We start from the raw sequence: 25,775 nt of genomic DNA on the forward strand, positions 1-25,775 counted from the left end.
CTCACCGCCAAGAATAGGCGCGCATCGGCGCAAGGTGCCTGCGTTGTTGCACGAAAATCCGCTCGAAGCGCATGATTCGTGCGTGATCACGTTGGATACGGGAACAAATGAGCGCCGTCGACCTAGACCGCATCGACCTCGTCCTGCTCGCCGAACTCCAGCGCGCCGGCCGCCAGACCAATGCCGAGCTGGCCGAGCGCGTGCACCTGTCGCCCTCGGCCTGCCTGCGGCGGGTGCAGCGGCTGGAGCGCGAAGGCGTGATCGTCGGCTACCGCGCCGAGGTCGATCCCGAGCGGCTCGGGTTGGGCCTGCAGGCGTTCGTGCGGGTGCAGCTCAAGAGTCACGATGCCGAGCGGGTGGCGACCTTCGCACGGCAGGTCAACGACTGGCCGGAAGTCGTGGCCTGCCACGCGCTGACCGGCGACATGGACTACCTGCTGCACGTCGTGGTCGCCGGGCTGGAGCATTTCTCGCGCTTCCTGCTCGACCGGCTGCTGGCGCAGGCCGAGGTGGCCGACGTCAATTCCAGCTTCGTGCTGCGCACGGTCAAGCGCACCCAGGCGCTGTCGCCGGCGGGCGAGTAGCGGCCGGCCGGGAACCTTTTCCGCGCTGGCGCATCTGCCGGGACAGGACCGTGGCGACATACTGGCGCCGCGGCCGCAACCGGGAGAGGCGATGGACACGATGCCCGCAAGCGCCGCGCGCGATTACGCCGCGATGGAGGACGGCGCGCTGGTGGCCTGCGTGCGCGCCGGCGAGCGCGACGCGTTCCGCCACATCGTGCAGCGCTGCAACCAGCGCATGTTCCGGGTGGTGCGCGGCGTGCTGCATGCCGATGCCGACGCCGAGGACGCAGTGCAGGAGGCCTACGTCCGCGCCTACGAACGCATCGACACCTTCCGCGGCGACTCCTCGCTGGCCACGTGGCTGACCCGGATCGCCCTCAACGAAGCCTATGGCCGGCTGCGCCGGAGGCGCGACAGCGTGGACATCGAACAGGACGAGGCGCTGCTGCGCGCCTCCGCGCAGGTGGTCGCCTTCCCCGGCCATGCATTGCAGGCCGATCCGGCCGACGCGGCGGCGCGCGCGCAGATGCGGAGCCTGCTGGAACAGGCCGTGGACGCGCTGCCGGAGGCGTTCCGGCTGGTCTACGTGCTGCGCGAGGTCGAGGGCTGCTCGGTCGAGGAAACCGCCGCGGCGCTGGGGCTGCGCGAGGAAACCGTGAAGACCCGCCTGCACCGCGCACGCCGGCAATTGCGCGAGGCGCTGCACGAGCGCGTGGCGGCCAGCCTGCCTGACGCGTTCGCGTTCCTCGGCGCGCGCTGCGCGCGCATGACCGAGGCGGTGATGGCGCGGATCGCCGCCGTCGACGCCTGAGCGATCGCGCGCGCTGCGCGCCGGCAACACCAACGACATCGGAACGGAAGGAGACGCGCATGTTGAAGTACGCATTGATGGTGTTTTTCGTGGGCGCGCTGGGCGGCCTGTTCCTGGCCTCGTTCGTGCTGCGCGGACGGCTGGCGCCTTGGGCGGTGTCGCTGCTGCACGCCCTGCTGGGCGCCAGCGGGCTGGCCCTGCTGCTGCTCGGCGTGGTCGACGCCGAAGGCGGCGCCCTGGCGATCGCGGCGCTGTGCGTGCTGCTGGTTGCGGCCGGCTTCGGCTTCTATCTGGCGACGATCCACTACAACAAGACGGTGGCGATCAAGCGGGTGGTGCTGGCCCACGCGGGCGTTGCGGTCACCGGCGTCGGCCTGCTGATCGCCGCGATCCTGATGTCATGAAGCATCCCCTGCATCCGGCTCTCGTGCATTTCCCGGTGGCCTGCTGGTCGCTGGGGACGCTGGCCGATGCGACCGGCGCGTTCCATCCGGATGCGCTGCTGGCGCAGTACGCGGCGGTGCTGCTGGCGATCGGCTGCGCGGCCGGGCTGCTGGCGGCGGTCGCGGGCTTCGTGGAGCTGCTCGGGCTGCCGCCCGCGCATCCGGCGGGCCGCGACGCCACCGTGCACATGGCGCTGGCGCTGACCGCCTGGTGCCTGTACGCCGGCAGTCTCGGCCTGCGCATCGACGTCGACGCGCGGCTGCTGCTGGCGCCGGGCGCCGCCGCGCTGGCGGCGAGCGGATTGGGATTCGCGGTCCTGCTGGCCGCCGGCTGGATGGGCGGCAAGCTGGTCTATGGCCACGGCGTGGGCGTGGCCGGGCGGCGCTAGTCCGCCGGCTCAATCGGTCCGGCAATCCGGATCGCGGCGCAGCCTGTCCAGCCAGCCGGTCTGCTGCGCGCATCGCGCCTTGCGCTCGGCTTCGCGCTGCTGCGCCGCCTTCGCGTCCGCGGCCTGCCGCGCCTGCGCCAGCCGCTGCGACTGCAGCGCGGCGATCTTCGCGCGGATCTGCGGCAGCGCGGCCTGCGCGGCGCGCTCGCCTTCCAGGATGGCGCGGTTCTTCTGCGCGAAATCGGCCGCGCCGATGCCGTTCACCCCGGGACGGATCACCATGTCGGCGCGCGCCAGCTCCTGCGCGCCCAGCTTCTGGCCCATGATGGTGATGCTGCGGTTGAGGTTGCCGAGCATGCTGGACGGATCGGCCACGCCGTCGGCCTTGCTGGAGATGTCCACCGCGATGACGAAGTCCGCGCCCAGTTCGCGCGCGGCGTCCACCGGCACCGGGCTGACCACGCCGCCGTCGACGAAGTGGTGCTTGCCGATGGCGACCGCCTCGAACACGCCGGGGATCGAACTGGATGCGCGCACCGCCTGGCCGACGTTGCCGCGCACGAACACGGTGCGCTGGCCGTCCTCCAGCCGCGTCGCCACCGCTGCGAACGGCTTGCGCAGCTTCTCGAAGGTGCGGTTGCCGATCAGCTGGTTGACGTAGTCCTGCAGCTTCGCGCCCTTCACCACGCCGCCGGAAAACAGGCTGACGTCGCGGATGCTGGATTCGTCCAGCGCGAACGCTTTCTCCTGCAACGCGTAGGCGTCCATGCCGCTGGCGTACAGCGCGCCGACCACGCTGCCGGCGCTGGTGCCGGCCACCACCGCCGGCTGGATGCCGTTGGCTTCCAGCATCTTGATGACGCCGATGTGGGCGAAGCCCTTGGCCGCGCCGCCGCCCAGCGCCAGCCCCACTTTCACCGGCGGCAGCGTTGGCGCCGCGGCGGTGGGTGCGGCGGGCGGCGCCACGGGCGCGCTGGCGCAGGCGGCCAGCAGGACGGTCGACAGGGCGATGGAGAAGGCGCGGAGCATGGCGTGTGGTTCCCGGCGGATGCGCCGCGCCGCGTGCGCGGCCGGCGAGAGGGCCAGAGCTTAATGCGCGTTTCCGCAATGGCGGCGGAACCGTGCGCTAGCATCCGCGCATGCCGACCGAACCCGCGGGCGCCATCGCCCTTCCGCCCACCCGCAGCGAGCGCTGGCTGCTGGCCGTCGGCATGGTGGCCGCGCTGGCGGTGTCGTTCGCCGTGGCGAAGGATCGCCTGACCTGGTTCCTGGAGGTGATCTGGGCGATGGTCGGGCTGGCGCTGATCGCCTGGCGCTGGCCGCGCTTCCCGCTGACCCGCCTGCTGTGCTGGCTGCTGGCGCTGCACGCGCTGGTGCTGATCCACGGCGGCGCCTACACCTACGCGAAAACGCCGCTGGGCTTCTGGCTGCAGGAGCTGCTGGGCACCGAACGCAATCCGTGGGACCGGCTCGGCCACTGGATGCAGGGCTTCGTGCCGGCGATCCTCGCCCGCGAGCTGCTGCTGCGGCTCACCCCGCTGCGCCGCGGCGGCTGGCTGGTCTATCTGGTGCTGGCCGCCTGCCTGAGCTTCTCGGCGTTCTTCGAACTGATCGAATGGTGGTCGGCGCTGATCTACGGCGCGGACGCCGACGCCTTCCTCGCCACCCAGGGCGACCAGTGGGACACGCAGTGGGACATGTTCCTGTGCCTGTGCGGCGCGGCGGTCTCGCTGCTGCTGCTCTCGCGCTGGCACGACCGGCAGCTGGGCGCGGCGGTGCTGGCGGGCAAATAGCGTCGGGGCCGGGTGCCGGAAACGCAACTGCCGCCTTGCGGCGGCAGCTGCGGAGACGCGGTCTTGCGATGGATCAGAAGCGCGCTTCCAGACCCAGCGACAGGGTGTTGGCGGTGATCTTGAGGCCGTCGCCGGAGCCCTGGTTGTGGTCGTAGTTCAGGCTCAGGCCGAACCTGCGGCTGAAGTCGTAGCCGGCGCCGATGCCGTAGTACGGCTTGGTCGAGGTGGCGCTACCGCTGCCTTCCGAGGTGTCCACCGACACCTTGCCGCGCGCCACGCCGGCGCGCAGCTGGACGAAGAAGCCCAGGTTCGATTCGGAGTAGTGCTCCTTGGCCACGATGCCGAGGCCGATCGCCGACAGCTTGCCGTCCACGTAGTCGGTGCCGTCGTCGTACAGCGTCTTGTCGTAGAAGCGGCTGTAGTGCCCTTCCACGGCGAAGTTCGGATTGAACCAGTAGCCGCCGCGCAGGGAATAGGCGGTGTCCTTGTCGCTGTCGCTGCCCAGGCCGTCCACCTTCACCTTGACGTCGCTCTGGCCGGCTTCGCCGCGAACGAAGCCTTCGCCCGCGAGCGCGGCGGAGGACAGGCCGGAAAGCGCCAGCGCACAGGCCAGCACCAGAAACTTCTTCATGAAAACTCCTTGTCGAATGAACCCCATCCGCCATGGACGGGCCGGATATTTTAGTTGCGCCCACCAGGGCACGTGGGGTGACTGGTGCTGGTGGAACTGACGGATGCCGGGAAGCGGCGGCGCAAGGCGGGATCGCTCGGCGCCTGAGCGCACTCACCCGTCGCGGCGGCGGAACGGCAGCACCTGACCGCGCGGCTCCGGGTCGCGTGCGTCTTCTTGCGCATCGCGACGCCACAGCACCGGCACGTCGTCCGGCGCGCGGGTTTCGAAGGTCTCGAAGCGGGCCTCGGTGCGCTCCCGCGCCTGCGCCGCTTCGGCTTCTTCTTCGATCTCCCAGCTGTATTTCTGCCGCACCGGCTGCGGGTCGCTGCGGCGGAACAGGAACGCCGCCACGATGCCGGCCAGCGCGCCGCCGAGGTGCGATTCCCACGACACGCCGGCCTCGCGCGGCAGCACCGACATCAGCATCCCGCCGTAGAACAGGAACGCGATCATGCCGGCCGCGATCGCCGCGCGGTCGCGCCGCAGCAGGCCGAGCACGAACACCAGGAAGCCCAGCCCGTGGGTCACGCCGCTGGCGCCGAGATGGTGCGAACCGGGCTGGCCCAGCAGCCACGCGCTCAGCCCCGAGCCCAGCCACAGCAGCGGCAGCGCACGCAGCGTCGCCTTCGGATAGGCGGTGCCGGCCAGCGTGCCGAGCAGCAGCAGCGCGGTGGTGTTGGCCAGCGCGTGCTCCACCGAGCCGTGCAGCAGCGGCGCGGCGAGCAGGCCGAGCAATCCTTCCGTGGTGTGCGGCATCACCGTCAGGAACGTCCAGTCGAAGCCCTGCTGCGCGGCGAAGCAGGCCCACAGCAGCAGCACGACGCTGAGGCTGGCGTTCAGCGCGCGGCGGACGCGGCTGCGGTCGGCCTGGCGCTGGGCGTCGCGGGCGGAGGAAGCGGACATCCCGATCAGGTGGTCATGCTGCGAGCCGGCTTCAAGGGGCCGGCGGCGCATGCTCCTGCTTCGGCCGCAGCAGGCTGAGCGCAATGGTGCCGCCGATGATCAAGGCCACCGCGCCCAGCGAGAGCAGGATCGGGAGCTTGTAGAGGTCGATCAGCAGCATCTTCGTGCCGATGAACACCAGCACCAGCGCCAGCCCGTAGGGCAGCAGGTGGAAGCGGTCGGCCATGCCCTGCAGCAGGAAGAACATCGCACGCAGGCCCAGCACCGCGAACACGTTGGAGGTCAGCACGATGAACGGGTCGGTGGTGATGGCGAAGATCGCCGGGATCGAGTCCACCGCGAAGATCACGTCGGTGATGCCGATCATCGCGATCACGATGAACAGCGGGGTGAACTTGCGGCGCCTGCCGCTGCCGACCCACAGCGCGCTGCCCACGTAGCGGCGCAGGAACGGCACGTGCGTGGTCAGCCAGCGCAGCACCGGGTTGCCCTCCAGGTCCGGCTCCTCGCCGGCCGCGCGCCACATCTTCACGCCGGTGAACAGCAGGAACGCGCCGAACACGTACAAGATCCAGTGGAATTTCGACAGCAGCAGCGCGCCGGCGAAAATCAGGATAGCGCGCAGTACGATCGCACCGACGATGCCGATCACCAGCGCGCGCTGGCGCTGCATCTCCGGCACCGCGAAGTAGCCGAAGATCATCAGGAACACGAAGATGTTGTCGACTGCCAGCGCCTTCTCGACCAGGTAGCCGGTCAGGAATTCCATGCCGATGCGCTCGCCGGCCGCGGCGCCGAAGCGCTGGCCCGCGTACCACCACAGCCAGGCGTTGAACGCCAGCGCCAGCGCCACCCAGCCCACGCTCCACCAGGCGGCTTCCTTGAAGCCGACCTTGTGCGGGCCGCCATGGCGCATCAGCACCAGGTCGGCCAGCAGCGCGACCACCACCACGGCGCCGAACACCAGCCAGAGGAAAGGAGTACCGATCGTGTCCATGCCATACGCTCCGTTCGAGCGACGGAGGCGTCCATGCAGGGCACATGGAAAGGGAGCGCGCTTCGCCGTTCGGCGAAGGTCTCACTCACAGGCCCTTGGCCTGCCACGACGCCGGGGCCGCTGTGCTGATGACAGCTGGCCCGTCATGACGACGATCGTGCGCGGAGTTACTCCCCTTCTTGGGCGACAATAGCAGATTCCCGCTGCCCGCTCGTGAATGCCGTCATGGCCGAACCCCTGCCCGTCGTCCGCCTCAAGAACGCCTGGAATTCCACCCACCCGTGGATCTTCCAGCGCCTGGTCGAAAAGCCGGCGCAGCGGCCCAAGCCGGGCAGCATCGTCGACGTGGTCGGCGTGGACGGCGTGTTCATCGGCCGCGGCTTCTACAACGGCCATTCGCGGATCGCGCTGCGCATGCTGGAGCGCGATCCCGACGTCGCCGTCGATGCCGACTGGTTCGTGCGCAAGATCGGCGAGGCGATCCATCTGCGCCGCGACATCCTCAAGTTGGACGCCATCAGCAACGCCTGGCGCGTGGTGCACAGCGAGGGCGACGGCATCAGCGGGCTGGTGGTGGACCGCTACGACGACCTGCTGGTGGTCGAGTTCTTCAGCGCCGGCGCGTGGCGGCACCGCTCGATCATCTTCGACGCGCTGCGCGAGCACTTCCCCGGCTGCCGCTTCCACAGCTTCGCCGACGAGCACGTGCAGAAGCAGGAAAGCTTCGACTACAAGGACACCCAGGGCACCGAGCCGGCCGTGGTCACCGAATACGGCGTGAAGTTCCGCGCCGATCCGGCCGGCGCGCACAAGACCGGCTTCTTCGCCGACCAGCGCGAGAACCGCGAATGGTTCAGCCGGCAGATCGAGGGCAAGCGCGTGCTCGACCTGTGCTGCAACACCGGCGGCTTCGCGGTGTACGCGGCGGCGCACGGTGCGTCCGAGGTGACGGGCATCGACATCGACCCGGCGGTGATCGAGATCGCCAAGCAGAACGCGCACCTCAATCACGTGAAACCGCGCTTCGTGCAGGCCGACATCTTCCCGTGGCTGCGCGACGCCGCGCTCAACGGCGAGCGCTTCGACGCGGTGATCCTCGACCCGGCCAAGATGACCCGCGACCGCGAGCAGGTCATCAACGCGCTGAAGAAATACCTCGACATGAACAAGCTGGCGCTGGGCGTGGTCAAGCCCGGCGGCCTGTTCGCGACGTTCTCCTGCACCGGCCTGGTCAGCGAGGAGCAGTTCCTCGACATGCTGCGCCGCGCCGCGTTCTACGCCGGCCGCACCGTGCAGGTGCTGAAGGTGGCCGGCGCCGGCCCCGACCATCCGTGGCTGGCGCAGGTGCCGGAAAGCCGCTATCTGAAGGCGGTGTTCTGCCGGGTGCTGGACTGAAGTTCCAGCCCGGCGTCGCGGTCGGTTTTTCGCACCGCCCTGGTTCGACGCCCTGCCCGCGCTGAGGAAATGGACGCGGCCGACGCGGAGCAGGCGCCGCGCTGACCGCCGCCACGACGCGCGGTAGCATGCGCGGCAATGCCGGCACGGCGCCGTGGACGCAGCAACGACATGGACATCAGCGAAGCAGGGACGCACGCGCCGCATCACGAGCCGCACCGCAGCCAGCACAGCGGCTGGCTGCGCGCGTCGGTGCTGGGCGCCAACGACGGCCTGATCTCCACCGGCAGCCTGGTGCTGGGCATGGCGACCGCGCAGGCGGCGCCGGAGACGATCCTGCTCAGCGGCCTGGCCGGGCTGGTGGCCGGCGCGCTGTCGATGGCGGCGGGCGAATACGTCTCGGTGAGTTCGCAGGCCGACGCCGAGCACGCCGACATCCGCATCGAGACGCGCGCGCTGCGCGACCATCCGGAAGCGGAGCTGGCGGAGCTGACCCGGATCTACGTCCATCGCGGGCTGGAACCGGGATTGGCGCGGCAGGTGGCCGAGCAGCTGACCGCGCACGACGACCTGGCCGCGCACCTGCGCGACGAAGTCGGCATCCACGAGGCGCAGCGCGCGCGGCCGGTGCAGGCGGCGCTGGCGTCGGCCGCGTCGTTCACCCTCGGCGCGCTGCCGCCGGTGCTGCTGGCCTGGTTGTGGCGCGGGCCGGGGCTGGGCATGGCCATCGTCGCCAGCACGATGCTGCTGCTGGCGGTGCTGGGCTACGCGGCCGAGCGCGTGGCCGGCGGCGGCGGCGTCAAGGGCGCGCTGCGGGTGCTGTTGTGGGGCGCGCTGGCGCAGGCCGCGACCGCGCTGATCGGCTGGCTGTTCGGCGTCAGCGCCGGCTGACGTCGCAGCCGCTGCGACCGCCGCCGCTACACTGGCGGCATGGAAACGAACACGCTGTTGCTGGTCCTGCTGCTCGTCGCCGTGCTGGCGGCCGTCGGCCTGCTGGTCGTGTTGCTGCTGCGCCGGCCCGGCGACGCGCTGGGCGCGCTGCTGCGCGAGGAACAGCGCGCCGGCCGCGGCGAACTGCGCGAGCAGCTGGAGAGCCTGTCGCGCCAGCAGGACCAGCGCATCGACGGCTTCGGCCGCAACCTGGTCGATTTCACCCAGCGCACCGACGCGCGCCTGGACGAGCTGCGCGCGGCGCTGACCGAGGACGCACACAAGGCGCGGCTGGAATCGGGCGTGCGCCAGCAGCAGTTCGCCGACGGCCTGGGCCAGCAGCTGCGCGAGCTGACCCAGCGCAACGAGCAGGGCATCGCGCAGATGCGCACCACCCTGGAGCAGCAGCTGAAGGCACTGCAGGCCGACAACGCCGCCAGGCTGGAGCAGATGCGTGCCACCGTGGACGAGAAGCTGCACGCCACGCTGGAGACGCGCCTGACCGAAAGCTTCGGCAACGTCACCGCGATGCTGGCGCAGGTGCACCAGGGCCTGGGCGACATGAGCAAGCTGGCGGCCGACGTCGGTGGTTTGCAGCGGGTGCTGACCAACGTGAAGACGCGCGGCGTGTTCGGCGAAGTGCAGCTGGCCGGCCTGCTGGAGCAGGTGTTCGCGCAGGAGCAGTACGCCGCCAACGTCGAAACCGTTCCGGGCAGCAACAAGCGGGTGGAATTCGCGATCCGCTTCCCGGGCGCGTCCGGCGACGGCGCGGTGTGGCTGCCGATCGACGCCAAGTTCCCGCGTGAGGACTACGAGCGCCTGCTGGACGCGCAGGAGCGCAACGACGCCGACGCGGTGCGGCAGGCCGGCGACGCGCTGGAGCGTGCGGTGAAGACGCAGGCCAAGGAGATCCGCAAATATGTCTCTGCGCCGCACACCACCGACTTCGCGGTGATGTTCCTGCCCACCGAGGGGCTGTACGCGGAAGTGCTGCGCCGGCCGGGTCTGTTCGAGGCGATGCAGCGCGACCAGCGCATCACGATCGCGGGCCCGACCACGCTGCTGGCGCTGCTCACCAGTTTGCAGATCGGCTTCCGCACCGTCGCCATCGAGAAGCGCTCGGCCGAAGTCTGGCGCATCCTGGAAAAGGCCAAGACCGAGTTCGGCAAGTTCGGCGACGTGCTCGACAACGTGAAGGCCAAGCTCGACCAGGCCAGCAAGCAGATCGAGCAGACCGGCGTGCGCACCCGCGCCATCGAGCGCAGCCTGCGCGACGTGGAGAGCCTGCCCGGCGAGGGCGAGGCGACCCCCGCGCTGGAAGCGCCTGCGCCGTCGCCCTAGCTTCGGGAGCAAAAAAACAGGCGAGCCTGATGGCTCGCCTGCTTCGTTCGTCTTGCGGTCGGGCTCCAGTCCCGGCGCATCGTCTTCCCGGCAACGACTTCGGGCCGATGCTCAAGGCTGGGGCTGGGTTTCCGGCTTGGTGTCCGGTTCGTCTTCCAGCAGATACGCCGGCAGCGCTTCGTTGCCTTCGTCGCGGGCGCTGCGGTCGGCGCCGACCAGGTAGCGGCGGCGCGCCAGCCACGCGTCGCGGGTCAGCACGTATTCGTCCGGTGCGGTTTCGCGCAGGTCGTCCAGCGACAGCAGTCCGGAGCGCACGTCGATCAGCCACAGCGCTTCCAGCGACAGCCGGGTGCGGTCGTGCTCGACGTAGGTCATCGGCGCCATCGAGATGTCGCCGACCGCGCCCACCGCGTCGCGCACGGTGCGCGGGCCGAGGAACGGCAGCTCCAGGTAGCGCGACTCGTGCCAGCCCCAGCGCGCCAGGGTGCGGCCGAAGTCGGCGCCGTGGCGGTGCATCTTCAGCGCCTTGGTGGCGGGGTCGAACAGACCGCCGAGGCCGACGACGGTGTTGACCAGGAAGCGGCCCAGCGTCTCCACCGACTCGCGCGGGCGGCCCTGCAGCAGCAGGTTGCCGAACGCCAGCGGCGCGGCGAGGTTGTCGAAGAAATTGCTGACGCCGGTGCGCACCGGGCCGGGCAGGACCTTCACGTAGGCGCGCGCCAGCGGGCGCATGAAGCCGTGGTCGATGGCGGTGTTGAACGCGTGCACGCGGCGGTTCATCGGCTCCCAGGGATCGAGCGCGGCGAAGCCGTCGGCGCTGTCGGCGCCGGCGGTCGCGTCGGTGCCGTAGATGGCGGCGAAGTCGTCGTCGCCGGTCGGGGCGGCGCTGGAATCGGCATCGACCGTGGCAGCGGCGCCGGCGTTGACGTTGGCGTCTGGAGACGCGGCGGCATCCGCCGTCGCAGTCGCGACATCTGCGGGCGCGGCGGGCAGCGTGGCCGCGTCGGCCGGCGCCGCATCGACGGCGACCGTCGCATCGGACGCAGGCGTCGCGATTTCGACAGTAGCGGCCGGCGCGTCGCGCACGGGCGATTGGCTGGCGCAGCCGGCGGTGGCGAGCAGGACGCCGAGGGCGGCGCCGGTCAGCAGGCGGTTCATGCGGTTCCTTCCGAACGAATCAGATCCGGGGTCATGCGGCAGGCGGCACGCAGCCCGGCCAGCCGGCCGCGCAGGCGCAGCAGCGCGCCCGCGCGTTCCATCGAGGCGCTGGCGTCAGCGCTTGCCATTGCCGCCGGCGGCCTGCAACGAGCCGCTGCGCAGGTCGGCGGCGACCTGCGCGATCGACTTCTGCCGCAGCGGCGTGTCGAACTGGCCGCGGAAGGTCTGCACGTAGGACACGCCTTCGATCATCACGTCGAAGATCTTCCAGCCGCCGTTGTTGCGCACCAGGTAGTCCACCGGCACGGCGGCGCCGTTGTCGCGCAGCAGTTCGGTGGAAACCTTGACGCCGCGGCCGCCCGGCAGCGGGGTTTCCGACTTCAAGCGCAGCCGCGGCTTGCCCTCAAAATCGAGCAGGGCCGAGCCGTAGCGCTGCATCAGGTTGTCGATCATCGCGTCGGCGAACAGCTTGATGTCGGCGTCGCTGGCGCCGCGGCCGTGCGCGCCCAGCACCAGCCGCGCGGCGTAGTCGCTGTCGAAGCTGCCGCGCAGTTCGCCGTCGATGAAGCTGCGCAGGGCCGCCGGGTTCTTGCGGAACTCGGCGCGGCGCTGCTGCAAGGTGGACAGGATGCGGCCGCCGGTGGCGACCACCTGCTGGCCCGGCGTGGCGGCGGCCTGCTGGGCCTGCGCGGCCAGCGGCGCGAGCGCCAGCAGCGGCGCGGACAGGGCGAGGGAAACGGACAGGATCAGGGTCTTCATGGGGTGGTTTCCGTGGGGGACGGTTCGGTCTTCGACGCCGGCGCGGACGCACTGCCGCCGCCGCCGAACATGTATTTGCCGACCATCTGGATCAGGTCGACCGCCGGCTGGGTGTAGGCGATTTCCTCGCCGGCCTTGAGGTTTTCCGGGTCGCCGCCGGGCTGCAGGCCGACGTAGCTTTCGCCCAGCAGGCCGCTGGTGAAGATGCCGGCGGAGGTGTCGGCGGGCAGCTGGTAGCGCTTCTGGATGTCCAGCGTCACCACCGCGTCGAAGCGGGTGGGATCGAGGTCGATCTTCGCCACCCGGCCCACCGCCACGCCGCCGATGCGCACCGGCGCCTGCAGGCGCAGCTGGCCGAGCGAGGAGAAGCGCGCGGTCAGCGGATAGCTGTCGCCGCCGCCGCCGAACTGGCGGTTGGTGGACGCGAAGGCCAGCACCAACAGCGATGCCAGCGCCAACAGCAGAAACGCGCCGACCGCGAATTCGAGCCTGGGGCCACGGATTGCCATGGGGAACCTACCTCTGTCCGAACATCCGGAACATCCGCGGATGCCCGGTTTTTGTTGCCGAATCCCGCGCCGATGGCGGCGCGGGCGCTTGATAAGGGGCTTACTTGAACAACAGCGCCGACATCACGAAATTGAGCATCAGCACCAGCAGCGAGGCGTTGACCACCGCGCGGGTGGTCGCGACCGAGGTGCCTTCGATGGTGGGTTCGGCGTGGAAGCCGGCATACGCGGCGACCAGCGCCGAGGTGCCGCCGAACACCGCCGACTTCAGCAGCGCCACGCCGAAGTCGTCCCACGCATCCACGCTGTTCTGCAGCGCCGACCAGAACGTGCCGTTGTCGAGGCCGAGCACGCGCACCGCCTCGAACCAGCTGGCCGCGATCGCCAGCGAGCAGAAGAAGCCGGTCAGCAGCGGCACGCACAGGATCGCCGCCCAGAAGCGCGGCGCCACCGCCTTCGCCAACGGGTCGATCGCCATCAGCTCCAGCGCCTTGATCTGGTCGGTGGCGCGCATCAGGCCGAGTTCGGCGGCGATCGAGCTGCCGGCGCGGCCGATGAACAGCAGCGCGGTCAGCACCGGGCCCAGCTCGCGGTACAGCGACAGGCCCAACAGCGTCGAAAGCGCATCCGAGGCGCCGAAGGTCGCCAGCGTGCGGTAGCCCTGCAAGGTCAGCACCAGCCCGACGAAGGCGCCGCCGACCACGATGATCGGCAGCGAGCGCGCGCCGACTTTGTAGATCTCCTTCACCAGCTCGGCGAAGAAGTCGGCGTCCGGCTTCGACGCGCGCAGCACCGACAGCGCGAACAGGCCGGAGCGCCCCAGCGAGCGCAGGGAGGACGCGAAGGCCATCAGGCGGCCTCCCGCGCCGGCGGCGCGCCCTCGAAATTGATCGGGCCTTCGGCGTCGCCGTTGAGGAACTGGCGCAGCAGCGGATCGTCGCTGGCTTCCAGCGCATCGGGCGTGCCGGAGAAGGCGACGCCGCCGTTGGCGATCACCACCGCCTGGTCGCAGACCGGCAGGGTTTCGCGGACGTGATGGCTGATGACGATGCAGGTCAGGCCCAGCGTCTGGTTGAGCCTGCGCAGCAGCTGCATGATCACGCTGGAGGCGATCGGGTCGAGGCCGGTCAGCGGCTCGTCGCAGAGCAGCAGCGGCGGGTCGAGCGCCAGCGCACGCGCCAGCGCGGCGCGGCGGGCCATGCCGCCGGACAGCTCGCGCGGGTACAGGTCGGCGGCGGCGCGCAGGCCCACGGCATCGAGCTTTTCCAGCACGATGCGCTGGACGTCCGCATCCGGCAGGCGGGCGTGCGCGTGCAGCGGCAGCGCTACGTTTTCGGCCACGGTGAGATCGGTCAGCAGGCCGTTGCCCTGCAGCAGCACGCCCAGGCGCTTGCGCATCTCCAGCAGCCCGCGCGCGGTGCGCGGCACTTCGGCGCCGAACACCTCGATATGGCCTTCCGTCGGCACCAGTTCGCCGGTGATCGCCGCCAGCAGCGTGGACTTGCCGGTGCCGGAGGGCCCCAGCACGGCGGTCATGCTGCCCTGCGGGATGTCCAGGTCGAGCCCGCGCAGGATGGTGCGCCCGCCGCGGTCGAGGCGGACGGACGACAGGCGCACGGCGATGGCGGACGAAGCGGGCATGCGGGAGACCGTGGCAAGGAAGCGGAATCCGGCGCGCGTGGGCGCAAGGCCGCACAGCTTGCGTGGATTCGGCTGAACAGGGACGAAGCGACTGAACCGGTTGGTACAGGAATTATCGCCCATCCGGCCGGGCTTGTGCAGGCGGCCCGGATCGCGGCGTGGAATGCAGCGTCCCGCCGGTCGCGGTCTCGCTTCCGAGACTCACTGCATGAGGCGCACTGTATGAGACATGGCTCCGGCATCATGCCCGGATGCCGGCCGCCTCCGACTTCCGCCTCTACCACTCCAACGCGCTGGACGTGCTGGCGGAGCTATTGGCCGACGAGCTGCGCCGGCCCGCGCCCGGCCAGCCGCTGCTGGCGCCGGACATCGTGCTGATCCCGCAGGTGGCGATGCGCCGCTGGCTGCAGGCGACGCTGGCGCAGCGCCACGGCATCGCCGCCAATCTCGAGTTCCTCACCCCCGGCGAATTCGTCGCCCGCGCGCTGGACGCCAACCTTGGCAAGGCGCCAGACGACCTCGATGCCGCCGGCCTGCACTGGCGCCTGTACGCCGCGCTGGCCGATCCCGCGCTGCTGGCGAACCCGGCGCTGGCGCAGATCGCCGCGCACGTGGCCGATGATCCGGCCCGGCCGTGGACGCTGGCCGCCGAGCTGGCCGGCGTGTTCGGCAAATACCAGGCGTGGCGCCGCGACTGGCTGCTGCGCTGGGAGGGCGGCGCCGACCCCGACGACCCGCAGGCGATCCTGTGGCGCCATGTCGCCGGCGGCCGCGCGCATCGCGCCCGCCGCATCCAGCAGTACCTCGCCCGCTTCGACGACGGCGCCGCCCTGCCCGCCGGCCTGCCGGCGCGGCTGTTCGCCTTCGCCATCCTCAACGTCTCGCCGGACGTGCTGCGGGTGATCGCCACCCAGGCGCGTGTCGGCACGCTGCACTTCTACCTGCCGACGCCGACGCGCGGCTACTGGGGCGACCTGCAGGCGCGCGGCGCGCAGGACGACGCGGACGATGCCGGTGAGAACCCGCTGCTGCGCGACTGGGGCGCGGCCGGCCGCGACTTCATGGCATTGCTCGGCAGCGAGGACGCGGTGCGGCCCTCGGGCGAAATCGACGCCTGCGTGGATCCCGAGCAGGCGCAGGGCGGCGCGGGCGACAGCCTGCTGCACCGCATGCAGGCCGATTTGTTCCACCGTCGCGCCGCACCGCCGTCGCCGCGTGCCGGCGTCGATCTCGACGATCCCAGCCTGCAATTCCACGCCTGCCATACCCGCCTGCGCGAACTGCAGGTGCTGCACGACCGCCTGCGCGCGCTGCTCGAAGACGAGCGCTTCGACCCGCCGCTGCAACCGCGCGACATCGCCGTGCTCGCTCCCGACATCGATCCCTACCTGCCCTGCCTCGACGCCGTGTTCGGCGCACCCGGCGACGCCATCCCCTATGCCGTGGCCGACGCCAGCCCGCTGCAGCACGAACCGCTGGCCGATGTGTTCCTGCGCCTGCTGGCGCTGCCGGTGGCGCGCTTCGGGCTGGAGGAAACGCTGGACCTGCTCGCCAGCCCGCCGCTGGCCGACGCGGCCGGCCTGGACGCCGCCGCCTTCGAGCGCCTGCACGGCTGGCTGCACGCCGCCGGCGCGCGCTGGGGGCTGGACGCCGCGCACCGCGCGCGGCTGGGCGCGCCGGCCGACGACGCCTGCACCTGGCAGTTCGCGCTCGATCGCTTGCTGCTGGGCCACGCCAGCGGCAGCGACGACGACATCGCCGGCGTCGCGCCGTGGAGCGAGCTGGAAGGCGGCGCGCTGGACGCGCTGGACCGCCTGCTGCGGCTGCTGCGCGAGTTGGCCCGCCGCGAACGCCAGTTCGGCCGGGCGATGCCGCCGGCGCAGTGGCGCGAATCGCTGCTGCGCCTGCTCGACGCGCTGCTGCCGAAACCACCGGCCTCGGCCTCCGCCCAGCGCGCGCTTGAACGGTTGCGCAAGCTGATCGACGAGTTCGCCAAACAGGCGGAAGCCGCAGGCTTCAGCGGCGACGTGCCGGTGGAAGCGGTGCGCGCGCACTTCGCGCAGGTGCTGGGCGACGCCGACACCCGTGCGCCGCTGCTCACCGGCGGCGTCAGCTTCGCGCGGATGGTGCCGATGCGGCTGCTGCCGTTCCGCGTCATCTGCCTGCTCGGCATGAACGACGGCGACTTCCCGCGCCGCGATCCCGCCGCCGGCCTCAACCGCCTGACCGCCGAGCTCGGCAGCGACCGCCGCCGCCCCGGCGACCGCAGCACCCGCGACGACGACCGCTACCTGTTCCTGCAACTGTTCGCCGCCGCGCAGGACGTGTTCTACGTGAGCTGGCTGGGCGCCGATCCGCGCGACGGCAGCGTGCGCGAACCGTCCGCGCTGGTGTCCGAGCTGCTGGCCGCCGCCGGCGCGCAGCACGCCGATCCCGCCAGCGCGCGGAAGCAGCTGGTGCTGCGGCATCCGCTGCAACCGTTCTCGCCCGCCGCGTTCGGCGGCGACGGCGATCCGCGCCGCTTCAGCTACCGCCGCCAGTGGCATCCGGCCGCCGGCCGCCTGTCCGGCGCGCGCGGCAGGTTGCCGCCATGGATGGACGCCGGCAGCGAACTGGCAGCGTCCGGCGAACCCGAGCGCGAGCTTTCGCTAGACGCCTTGCGCCGCTTCCTGTTGGCGCCGGCCGAACAATTCCTGCGCCAGCGCCTGCAGCTACGCCTGCCGGACATCGAAGGCGTGGCCGAGGACATCGAACCCTTGCAGGCGCCGGAGCGCGGATTGGAGCGCGCGCAGCTGCAACGCGCGGTGTTCGACCAGCTGCTGGCCGGCCGCGACGTCGATGCGATGGCGGCGACGCTGCGCGCCCGTGCACAGCTGCCGTCCGGCCCGCTGGGTCGGCGCGTGCTGGAAGGCGCGGTGCGCGACATCGCGCCGTACGCCGACGCGTTCGCGCGCTGGCGCGGCGATGCGGCGGCGGTTTCGCAGCCGCTGGAGGTCGCGATCGACGGCCTGCGCCTGCACGGCCGCCTCAATGACGTGTGGCCGCAGGGCATCGCGCGGCTGCAGTTCGGCAAGCCGGGCGGGCGCAACGCGATCCGCGACGGCCTCGACTGGCTGCTGGCCTGCGCGGCCGGGTTCGACGCGCCGTTCGTCGAGTTCCAGGAACGCAAGGACGGCGGCATCGGCCCGCATCCGCGCGACGCGATTTCCCGCGAGGTCGCCATCGACGCCCTGCGCGCGCTGCTGGCGTTGCGCGGCGAGGGATTGCGCCGGCCGCTGCCGTTCGCGCCGTACTGCGCATGGGAGCTGTTCGCCCAGCGCGACGACGTGGCGCGCGGCCTGCGCGAGGCGGCGAAGAAATGGCGCGGCGCCGGCAACGGCGGCTGGGCCGAAGGCGACGGCGAAGCGCTGCGCCTCGCCCTGCGCGGGCGCGATCCGTTCGCCGATGCGGCTTCGCTGCGCGAGTTCGCCCGCGTCGCCGGCCTCGTCTACGGCGCGGTGACGGAAGGCGCGCCCGCGTCCATCGACATCGGCGATGCCGACGCACCCGACGACGACGCGGAGGACGCCGCATGAGCGCGCCCGATCCGCATCTGCCCGATCCCTATCTGGGCGTTCCGCTCGACGGCGTGCAGCTGGTCGAAGCCAGCGCCGGCACCGGCAAGACCTACACCCTCGCCACGCTGGTCACGCGATTGGTGGTGGAGCGCCGTTTGCGCATCGGCCAGATCCTCGCGGTGACCTTCACCGAAGCGGCCACGCAGGAACTGCGCAAGCGCATCCGCGAACGCCTGCAGCTCACCCTCGACCTGCTCGACGCGCCGCCGCGCGCCGACGAACCGGCGGAAGCGGCGCTGACCCGCGCCCTGCTGCACGCGCACCGCCAACGCGGCGAGGAATCCGACGCCGCGCTGCGCCGCCGCCTGCGCCAGGCGGTGGTGGACATCGACCTGGCCGCGATCTTCACCATCCACGGCTTCTGCGCGCGCGTATTGCGCGAACACGCGCTGGACACCGGCCACGGTTTCGACGCGCCGGAGCTGCTGGCGAACGAGCGCGAACTGCGCGAGGAGGTCGCCGCCGACCTGTGGCGCGCGCATGCGCAGGACGCGGCGGACGCCGACGACCTGCTGGCGCTGTGGCCGCAGGGCTACCGCGCGCTGGCGAAGGATCTGCGCGCGCTGCTGGGCCGCGAACCGCTGTTGCTGCCGGACGCGCCGCTGCCACCCGATCCGCTGCCGCGCGTGCAGGCGGCGGGGCAGGCGCTGGCCGATGCGTTCCACGCGCAGGGCGAGGCGTTCTTCGATGCGTTGGCGGCCGCCATCGATGCGGACGTGATGAACCGCAACAGCTATCGCCAGGAGTGGCTTGCCGATCTCCGTGGTTGGCTTTGCGGTTTCGCGGCGGATGCGGCGAGCGTCGCGGAAGCGCATCCCAAGCTGGAGAAACTGACGACGGAAGCGCTGGAGAAAGGCACCAAGGCCGCCCACAAGGGCAAGACGCCCGCCTCGCCGCTGTGCGCGCTGATCCCGCCCTACCTCGACGCCGTGCAGGCGCGCGCCGACTACCTCGCGCGCCGCCGCGCCGCCCTGCTGCACCGACTGCGCGCCGCCGCGCAGGCGCGCATGACCACGCTCAAGCGCCAGCGCCGCGTGCAGACCTACGACGACCTGATCGAACAGGTGGCCGATGCGCTGGCCGGCCCGCACGGCGAGCTGCTGGCGCAGCGCCTGCGCGCGCAGTACGCGGTCGCGCTGGTGGACGAATTCCAGGACACCGACGCGCACCAGTGGGCGATTTTCGCGCGCGTGTTCGGCCACGATGGCGGCGCGCCGTCGCTGTTCCTGATCGGCGATCCCAAGCAGGCCATCTACGGCTTCCGCGGCGGCGACGTGCACACCTATCTGGACGCCGGCGAACGCGCCAAGCGTGCGCCGCCGCTGGCGCGCAACTTCCGCTCGCGGCCGCTGCTGCTGGCGGCGCTCGACGCGCTGTACGCGCAGGCCGGCGAGCACGCCTTCGTCGATGCGCGCATCCGCTTCCATCCGCTCGACGCCGGCGACGCACGCAGCGATACCGATTACCTGTGCGATGCCGCCGTCGCTCCCGCGTTGACCGTATGGCGCGCGCCGGACAGCGGCGAGTTCGACGCCAAGGGCAAGCCGAAGGCCTGGAGCGCACCGCGCTCGCGCGAACTCGCCACGCAGGCCTGCGTGGCCGCGATCCACGACGTGCTGACCGCCGCGCGCCACGGCAAGGCGACGCTGGCCGGCGAGCCCGTACAGCCCGGTGACATCGCCGTGCTGGTGCGCTCGCACAACGAAGCGACGCTGGTGCAGCAGGCGCTGGCGCTGGCCGGTATCCCCGCCGTCGCGGCCGGCAAGCAGAGCCTGTTCGCCACCATTGAGGCGCGCGACCTGCATGTCCTGCTGCTGGCCCTGCTGCACGGCGGCGACGAGGGCCGCCTGCGCGCCGCGCTGGGCACCGTGCTGGTCGGCGTGGACGCGGCCGGCATCGACGCGCTGGAGCACGACGGCGAGCGCCAGCGCCGCTGGCAATTGCAGGCGCAGCACTGGCGCGACCGCCTGCGCGGCGGCGGTCCGCTGGCGCTGGTCGGCGAGCTGTGCGCGGACAACGCCGAACGCCTGCTGGCGCTGCTCGATGGCGAACGCCGGATCAGCAATTACCTGCAACTGGCCGAACTGCTGCAGGAAGCGCAGGCGCAGGCGCTCGGCCTGCAAGGACTGGTGGACTGGCTGGGCCGGCGCATCGCCGACGCCGATCCCGACGACGAAGCGCAGCAGCTGCGGCTGGAATCGGACGCGCGCCGCGTGCAGATCGTCACCCTGCACAAGAGCAAGGGCCTGGAATACCCGCTGGTGTTCCTGCCGTTCGTCGGCATCGGCGGCGGCGAACGCGCGCCCGGCAACCTCTGCGCGGTGCACGACGGCGCCAGCGGGCGTCGCCGCCTGCACTGGAAATTCGAGACCCTGCCCGATGCGGCATGGAAGGACGCCTGCGACGCCTGGAAGGCCGAACAGCGCGCCGAGGACGCGCGCCTGCTCTACGTCGGCCTGACCCGCGCCAAGCACGCGCTGTGGCTCGCCACCGGCCCGTTCCACCAGCACGCCGGCACGCCGCTGGCGAAGATGCTGGGCGATCCCGCCGCGCTCGCCGCCGTTGGCGTCATCATCGACGCCACGCCGCCGCCGGAACAGCTGCCGCGCCTGCCGCTCGCCGCCGAAGCCGCCATCGCGCCCGCGCGCACCGCCACCCGCGCGCTGCACGCCGACTGGTGGGTGCACAGCTTCAGCCAGCTGGCGAAGGCGGAAGCGGGCGATGCCAGCAGCGCCGCCACCCTGCCCGCGCCTGGCGGCAACGACGAACCCGATCTCGCCGAAGGGACGGGCGAGACCGAAGCCTTCGACTCCCGCTTCGCCGGCAACCGCTACGGCGTCGCCCTGCACGCCGCGCTGGAACATGCCGACTTCGCCGCGTGGCGCGGCTGGCAGGCCGGTGATGCCGCGCCGGGCGAGCAGGCCGGCATCATCGCCGACGCGCTGGGCGGGGAAGGCTACGCCGAGGACGCAATGGCGGACGGCATCGCGCTGACCACGCGCCTGATCGGCCACACGCTCACCGTCGCGCTGCCCGAAGGCGTGCGCCTGAGCAACGTGCCGGTGGACGAGCGCCGCCCGGAAATCGAGTTCCAGTTCGCCCTGCAACCCACCCGCGTGGACGCCCTGCTCGACCTGCTGCACGCGCATGGCGTGGTGCGCGACCGCCACGGCTTCGGCCTGCGCCAGCGGCTGGAAGGGCTGATGACCGGGCTGATCGACCTGACCTACCGCGTCGATGGCAAGTGGTACGTGCTGGACTACAAATCCAACCGCCTGCCCGGCTACGACGCCGCATCGCTGCAGCGCGCGATGGCGCACAGCGAATACGACCTGCAGGCGCTGATCTACACCCTCGCCCTGCACCGCTGGCTGCGCTTCCGGCTGGGCGACGGCTACGACTACGCGCGCGACTTCGGCGGCATCCGTTACCTGTTCTGCCGCGGCCTCGACGCCGGCGTTGCCGCGTCGCCCGGCATCCACGCGCAGCGCTTCGCGCCCGAGTTGGTGCACGAGCTTGACGCATTGTTCGGCTCCGAAAAGCCCCTCTCCCCTCGGGAGAGGGGTTGGGGTGAGGGTTCGGCAAAACCGAAGGAGGTTCAAGCATGAATCTTCTCCGCGAACTCAACCGCATCGGCGCGCTGCGCACGCTGGACGACGCGCTGGCGAACACCCTGCGCCGCCTCGCTCCGGATACGCCGGACGTCGTGCTGGCCGCCGCCGCGCTGGCCTCGCTGGCGGTGGCGCAGGGCCACGCCGGCTTCGACCCCGCGCAACCGCGCCTCTTGGTCGATGCCGACCTGCCGTGGCCGGAAGCCGAGGCGTGGATGCAGTCGCTGGCGGCATCGCCCTTCATCGCCACCCCGGGATCAAAGGACGCGCAGTCCGACGTCGCGCCACTGGTCTTCGAGCATGGCCTGCTCTATCTGCGCCGCTACCGCGAATACGAACGCCGGCTGGCGCTGCGCCTGCGCGCCATCGCCGCGCCGCGCATCGAAAGCGACATCGCCCCCATCGCCCCGCTGTTCGCAGCGCTTTTTCCCCGCGAAGCGCTCCTTCCCACACTTGCGGGAGAAGGTGCCCGCAGGACGGACGAGGGCGCTCTTGCGCAGACCTCTGCCGACGACGCCCAAGCCCGCGCTGCCGCACTCGCCCTGCGCCGCAACCTGCTGTTGGTGACCGGCGGCCCGGCACCGGCAAGACCACCACGATCGCGCGACTGCTGGTGCTGCGCATCGCGCAGGCGTTGCAGGCCGGCCACCCGCCGCCGCGCATCGCCCTGGCTGCCCCCACCGGCCGTGCCGCCGACCGCATGGCCGAAAGCCTGCGTCGCGCCGCGCGGCAGATGGACGCGCTCGGCATCGACCCCGCCCTGCTCGCCGCGCTGCCGGACGGCGCCAGCACCCTGCACCGCCTGCTCGGCGTCATCCCCGAGTCGCCGCGCTTCCGCCACCACGCGGACAACCCGCTGCCGTTCGACATCGTGGTGGTGGACGAAGCCTCGATGGTGGACCTGCCGCTGATGTGCAAGCTGGCCGAAGCCGTACCCGACGGCGCCCAACTCATCCTGCTGGGCGACCCCGACCAGCTGCCCTCGGTGGAAGCCGGCGACGTGCTGGCCAGCATCCTGCGCGTGGCGGGCGACGGCGAGACGCTGTTGGACGAGGACGCCGAAGCGTTGCAATCGTTGCTCGGCGAGGCTTCCGCCCGTCACTCCCGCGAAGGCGGAAGTCCAGCGTCTTCGCTCTTGGCGGGAGAACCGCAGGAGACGCTGGATGGCACTGCCATACGTCCGTCGGAAGCGAATCGTTTTCGCGGAAGCGATGAACCACAGGAACAACGGCAAAGCCTCCAAGGCCACCGCATCCACCTCCACCGCGGCTGGCGCCAAAGCGACACCCTCGACCTCGCCCCGCTGGCCGACGCCGTGCGTCGCGGCGACGCCGACGCAACCCTCGCCCTGCTGTGTGGCGGCACCCTCTCCAACGTCCACTTCCACGAAGGCGCGGACGACCCGCTGGCCGCACGTGGTCTCGACCTGTTGGCGCATTTCCGCCGCCTCGCCGCCAGCGCCGATCCCGCCGAAGCCCTCGCCCAAGCCAACCACCTGCGCCTGCTCACCGCCCTGCGCGACGGCCCGCAGGGTGCGCGCGGCCTCAACGCCCGCATCGAAGCGCAACTCTCCGGCCGCCGCATCGGCAGCCCGCCCGCGTGGTTCCCCGGCCGCCTGCTGCTCATCACCGAGAACAGCTATCGCCACGGCCTGTTCAACGGCGATGTGGGCGTCTGCCTGCCCGACGAACACGGCGCGCTGCTGGCATGGTTCCCCGGCGGCGACGGCGCGCGCGCGTTCCACCCCGCCGCGCTGCCCACGCACGAGAGCGCCTTCGCCATGACCGTGCACAAGGCGCAGGGCAGCGAGTTCGACGAAGTGTGGTTGCAACTACCGCGCGCGGATGCCCGCGTGCTCAGCCGCGAACTGCTTTACACCGGCCTGACCCGCGCGCGGACAACGTTGCATATCGCAGGGAGCGTGGACGTGATTGCTGCAGCGTTGGCGCGGCATGCGGGACGGGTGTCGGGGTTGGGGTGGAGGTTGGGGAACGGAATCTGATTCCGCTCCTAGAAAGGTGACTACAGGGCCAAGAGGCCCTGTAGTCAAAGTTGCCATTACTTGAGACGTGCCTTGAAGTCGTTGCACGCCAGCTGATAAGTAGAGTTTGTCTTGCCAACCTTCTGCGGATCGTAATTCGCCATGGCGATAAAGCCGTGGTAGACCTGCATGAACTTCCGGAGATTTGCGTCGAGGAACTTCTTGGGATCGGTCCTCCAGGCCACAGCCCCTTCTTTGAACTCCAGTAGTTCTCGCAATGCCCAGACGACTGGGGCAATAAAACCTTCCGGGAAATCGAACTTAGTATCGCGCTGATAAAACTTGGTCTTAGGAGGAGCGGCCAAGTATTTTTTCTCGCGTGCGTTGTACTTCCCAGGCTCAAAAATCCTCACGCTAGAGATTCGGCCGAAGCCCGGAGAAGCGTCGTTGTAGGCGTCCGGGAAGCTGGTGTAGACGTAGTCAAAGAGCTCAGGGATCTCCCTCATGATCTTGATAGCGCTCTTTACAGCCGGGTTGGTTAATTCACGGATGTCGCCCTTAGTTTTCTGACTCACTTCATCTCGCTGCATCAGAAGGTTGAACGCGTTTACGCAGTAGCCCTTGTTCCGGTAAATGTTCACCGGATTGAACGAGTTGACCTCAGACAGTCCAAGGCTCTCGGGAAGCACCGAAAGGGGAACCCAGGTCAACGCGACAAGGTCGCGAGCCTTGATCCGGCCGCCGTCATTGGTCTTCCACTCGACCTCTTCGACAAGAGGGCGATCCAATGCATCACGCAATGCGTCGTAGTGCCCTGCCTTGTTGGCCTTGGTCTCTTCAGTCAGCTGGGCATTGTTGTTGCGGGCCTGGGCAATCTCGAGAATTGCACCTTCGTACGCGTCGCGACCCTCGGCCGAATCCTTCGGAAAGATGATCTCCGTAGGCACGAAGAACCCGAGATCCTTCTTTACGTCCTCGATCTCGCTCCTGTACTTCGTCCAAACAGGGGAAACCTCTTCCCAGCGCCTGACAGAGCGCAGTGCCTTCTTGGCTTCTTTCTCGCCAAGAGCCTGACGAATGATGAAAAGGGCAATCGCGAGCATGTTGTGCCCGCCATCAAGGACACCTTCGATGTCTTCGTCTCCGAACGAAAGTTCGAAGCGACTGCGCTCCAGCTCGCGGCAGTTGGCCGATGCAATCAGAATTCCCTTCGATTTGAAGGGAAACAAGTCAGTAGACGTTTCCAGCGTCTCAGTGATCGCTTCAGTGACCGAGCCGACCTTTGCTTCACGCGGATTCGCATGCAAGTCCGCAATATCAATAAGGCGGATCATGCTGTCGGCAGTGATGGTTCCTTCGATGCGTTGCAGGCTGTAGCGCTCGCTACGGCAAGCTTCATCGAACTTCAGGATTACGGTATGACTTTTCATTTGAACTCCTTGCGGTTTCGTGAATACGAAACTCGGAACAAGGAGCCGGCAGGAGACGCAATGCGTTGCACTGATATCGACCAGCCGACTTCTCAGTCGAGCTTCATCCGTTGTCCCATCCGGGACTGCCTGCCATCCGGCAAGCGCGCCTCTTTCGAGGCTTCATCAGCCTAGACCCGTCGAGGTCGACAGTCAACGACGGAAAAGGTGCGAATAAAGCGGTGTCAGGGACAAAGCAAAAGGGGACGGAGGGGATTCAGGCGTCTTAATTCCCTCCGTCCCCTTTTCGCCCCGATGGGTACATCGCAGCCATGGAAAAACCCGGGTCAGAGTCGACCATCCAATGTCGATTCGCCCCACCTTGCATCGTTGCCAAGGCATCCCACCACCCCGGAGCACCCCATGAAATACCTCGGCCTCGCCTACTTCACCCCCGACAAGTTCGCCGCGATGGCGCCGGAGGACGTCAAGGCGCTGGTGGGCCAATGCCCTGCGCTGGACGAGAAGATGCGCGCCACCGGCAAGGTGCGGGTATCCGCGTCGCTGGGCGATCTGGAGCGCTGGCGGACGCTGCGTCCGGACGGCGGCAAGACCCGCATCACCGATGGGCCCCACACCGAAAGCAAGGAAGTGGTGGGCGGGCTGTTCATCATCGAGGCGGACAGCGAGGACGAGGCGCTGCGCATCGCGTCGATGCATCCGGCCGCGCAGATCGGCGAAGCGGGCGGATGGGCGGTGGAGCTGATCCCGCTGGAGTTCTATCTGGCCGCGGGCTAGCGCGGCGGGCGTTCACGCCATCCTGAACAACCCGCGCCCATCCTGTCCGCC

Annotated in this window: 22 protein-coding genes and 1 pseudogene; 12 read left to right on the forward strand and 11 right to left on the reverse strand. The window is 70.2% G+C overall.

The features are described from left to right. Window positions 1–107: 107 nt before the first annotated feature. The 4 genes from H9L17_RS08505 to H9L17_RS08520 all read left to right on the forward strand — a co-directional run bounded on the left by H9L17_RS08505 (window position 108) and on the right by H9L17_RS08520 (window position 2,209). Entirely contained in the window at window positions 108–584 is a 477-nt protein-coding gene (locus H9L17_RS08505; protein ID WP_187569047.1) for an Lrp/AsnC family transcriptional regulator, read from the forward strand. Window positions 585–675: 91 nt separating this feature from the next. Next, complete coding sequence (locus H9L17_RS08510; RefSeq protein WP_187569048.1) at window positions 676–1,377, forward strand: RNA polymerase sigma factor; 702 nt, start codon at window positions 676–678, stop codon at window positions 1,375–1,377. 59 nt (window positions 1,378–1,436) lie between these two features. Beyond that, a complete protein-coding gene (locus H9L17_RS08515; RefSeq protein WP_187569049.1) occupies window positions 1,437–1,781 on the forward strand; it encodes a hypothetical protein in 345 nt (114 codons plus the stop codon). Next, window positions 1,778–2,209: a DUF2231 domain-containing protein gene (locus H9L17_RS08520; RefSeq protein WP_187569050.1), complete on the forward strand. Its 432-nt coding sequence runs from the start codon at window positions 1,778–1,780 to the stop codon at window positions 2,207–2,209. The genes H9L17_RS08515 and H9L17_RS08520 overlap by 4 nt, the downstream gene beginning before the upstream one ends. A 9-nt stretch (window positions 2,210–2,218) precedes the next feature. Here H9L17_RS08520 and H9L17_RS08525 read toward each other — a convergent pair whose 3' ends face one another. Next, entirely contained in the window at window positions 2,219–3,238 is a 1,020-nt protein-coding gene (locus H9L17_RS08525; protein WP_187569051.1) for a patatin-like phospholipase family protein, read from the reverse strand. A 110-nt stretch (window positions 3,239–3,348) separates the two neighbouring features. Here H9L17_RS08525 and H9L17_RS08530 point away from each other — a divergent pair, with 110 nt between their 5' ends. Next, entirely contained in the window at window positions 3,349–4,002 is a 654-nt protein-coding gene (locus H9L17_RS08530) for a DUF2238 domain-containing protein (protein ID WP_223158036.1), read from the forward strand. A 73-nt stretch (window positions 4,003–4,075) separates the two neighbouring features. On the opposite strand, the gene H9L17_RS08535 is transcribed toward H9L17_RS08530, so the two are convergent. From H9L17_RS08535 to H9L17_RS08545, 3 genes are all read right to left on the reverse strand, one after another. After that, window positions 4,076–4,633, reverse strand: a complete 558-nt coding sequence (locus H9L17_RS08535) for a porin family protein (protein ID WP_187569052.1) — start codon at window positions 4,631–4,633, stop codon at window positions 4,076–4,078. Between the two features lie 153 nt (window positions 4,634–4,786). Continuing rightward, window positions 4,787–5,578: a rhomboid family intramembrane serine protease gene (locus H9L17_RS08540; RefSeq protein ID WP_187569053.1), complete on the reverse strand. Its 792-nt coding sequence runs from the start codon at window positions 5,576–5,578 to the stop codon at window positions 4,787–4,789. A 31-nt stretch (window positions 5,579–5,609) separates the two neighbouring features. Continuing rightward, complete coding sequence (locus H9L17_RS08545; RefSeq protein ID WP_187569054.1) at window positions 5,610–6,575, reverse strand: TerC family protein; 966 nt, start codon at window positions 6,573–6,575, stop codon at window positions 5,610–5,612. Between the two features lie 225 nt (window positions 6,576–6,800). On the opposite strand from H9L17_RS08545, the gene H9L17_RS08550 reads away from it, so the two are divergent. The 3 genes from H9L17_RS08550 (at window position 6,801) to H9L17_RS08560 (ending at window position 10,241) form a co-directional block, all read left to right on the forward strand. Beyond that, window positions 6,801–7,970 carry a class I SAM-dependent rRNA methyltransferase gene (locus H9L17_RS08550; RefSeq protein ID WP_187569055.1) on the forward strand — a complete coding sequence of 390 codons (1,170 nt, stop codon included), beginning with the start codon at window positions 6,801–6,803 and terminating at the stop codon, window positions 7,968–7,970. 171 nt (window positions 7,971–8,141) lie between these two features. Beyond that, on the forward strand, window positions 8,142–8,861 hold the full coding sequence (locus H9L17_RS08555; protein WP_187569056.1) for a VIT1/CCC1 transporter family protein: 720 nt from the start codon (window positions 8,142–8,144) through the stop codon (window positions 8,859–8,861). A gap of 39 nt (window positions 8,862–8,900) precedes the next feature. Further along, window positions 8,901–10,241, forward strand: a complete 1,341-nt coding sequence (locus H9L17_RS08560) for a DNA recombination protein RmuC (RefSeq protein WP_187569057.1) — start codon at window positions 8,901–8,903, stop codon at window positions 10,239–10,241. 111 nt (window positions 10,242–10,352) lie between these two features. On the opposite strand, the gene H9L17_RS08565 is transcribed toward H9L17_RS08560, so the two are convergent. From H9L17_RS08565 to H9L17_RS08585, 6 genes are all read right to left on the reverse strand, one after another. Then, the gene (locus H9L17_RS08565) at window positions 10,353–11,399 is read right to left on the reverse strand and encodes an MlaA family lipoprotein (RefSeq protein WP_187569058.1); all 1,047 of its coding nucleotides are present in this window, start codon (window positions 11,397–11,399) and stop codon (window positions 10,353–10,355) included. Beyond that, window positions 11,396–11,527 carry a hypothetical protein gene (locus H9L17_RS16140; protein ID WP_281401878.1) on the reverse strand — a complete coding sequence of 44 codons (132 nt, stop codon included), beginning with the start codon at window positions 11,525–11,527 and terminating at the stop codon, window positions 11,396–11,398. The genes H9L17_RS08565 and H9L17_RS16140 overlap by 4 nt, the downstream gene beginning before the upstream one ends. Continuing rightward, window positions 11,514–12,158: an MlaC/ttg2D family ABC transporter substrate-binding protein gene (locus H9L17_RS08570; protein WP_187569059.1), complete on the reverse strand. Its 645-nt coding sequence runs from the start codon at window positions 12,156–12,158 to the stop codon at window positions 11,514–11,516. The genes H9L17_RS16140 and H9L17_RS08570 overlap by 14 nt, the downstream gene beginning before the upstream one ends. Further along, a complete protein-coding gene (mlaD, locus tag H9L17_RS08575; protein ID WP_187569060.1) occupies window positions 12,155–12,667 on the reverse strand; it encodes an outer membrane lipid asymmetry maintenance protein MlaD in 513 nt (170 codons plus the stop codon). Before mlaD ends, H9L17_RS08570 begins: the two co-directional genes overlap by 4 nt. A gap of 100 nt (window positions 12,668–12,767) precedes the next feature. Then, window positions 12,768–13,517: an MlaE family lipid ABC transporter permease subunit gene (locus H9L17_RS08580; RefSeq protein ID WP_187569061.1), complete on the reverse strand. Its 750-nt coding sequence runs from the start codon at window positions 13,515–13,517 to the stop codon at window positions 12,768–12,770. Beyond that, entirely contained in the window at window positions 13,517–14,308 is a 792-nt protein-coding gene (locus tag H9L17_RS08585) for an ATP-binding cassette domain-containing protein (protein ID WP_187569062.1), read from the reverse strand. Before H9L17_RS08585 ends, H9L17_RS08580 begins: the two co-directional genes overlap by 1 nt. Before the next feature lie 251 nt (window positions 14,309–14,559). Between H9L17_RS08585 and recC the strand changes: the two genes are divergently transcribed. The 3 genes and pseudogenes from recC to recD all read left to right on the forward strand — a co-directional run bounded on the left by recC (window position 14,560) and on the right by recD (window position 23,602). Continuing rightward, window positions 14,560–17,883, forward strand: coding sequence for an exodeoxyribonuclease V subunit gamma (gene recC, locus H9L17_RS08590; protein WP_187569063.1), 3,324 nt, complete (start codon window positions 14,560–14,562; stop codon window positions 17,881–17,883). Then, entirely contained in the window at window positions 17,880–21,533 is a 3,654-nt protein-coding gene (gene recB / locus H9L17_RS08595; protein WP_187569064.1) for an exodeoxyribonuclease V subunit beta, read from the forward strand. Before recC ends, recB begins: the two co-directional genes overlap by 4 nt. Further along, window positions 21,530–23,602, forward strand: a pseudogene (gene recD, locus H9L17_RS08600) (exodeoxyribonuclease V subunit alpha). The gene recB and the pseudogene recD overlap by 4 nt, the downstream one beginning before the upstream one ends. On the opposite strand, the gene H9L17_RS08605 reads toward recD, so the two are convergent. Continuing rightward, entirely contained in the window at window positions 23,595–24,947 is a 1,353-nt protein-coding gene (locus H9L17_RS08605; protein ID WP_187569065.1) for a hypothetical protein, read from the reverse strand. The pseudogene recD and the gene H9L17_RS08605 overlap by 8 nt on opposite strands. A gap of 402 nt (window positions 24,948–25,349) precedes the next feature. On the opposite strand from H9L17_RS08605, the gene H9L17_RS08610 reads away from it, so the two are divergent. Then, window positions 25,350–25,724 carry a YciI family protein gene (locus tag H9L17_RS08610; RefSeq protein ID WP_187569066.1) on the forward strand — a complete coding sequence of 125 codons (375 nt, stop codon included), beginning with the start codon at window positions 25,350–25,352 and terminating at the stop codon, window positions 25,722–25,724. Window positions 25,725–25,775 lie beyond the last annotated feature (51 nt).

Source organism: Thermomonas brevis, assembly GCF_014395425.1.
GTDB classification, from domain to species: domain Bacteria; phylum Pseudomonadota; class Gammaproteobacteria; order Xanthomonadales; family Xanthomonadaceae; genus Thermomonas; species Thermomonas brevis.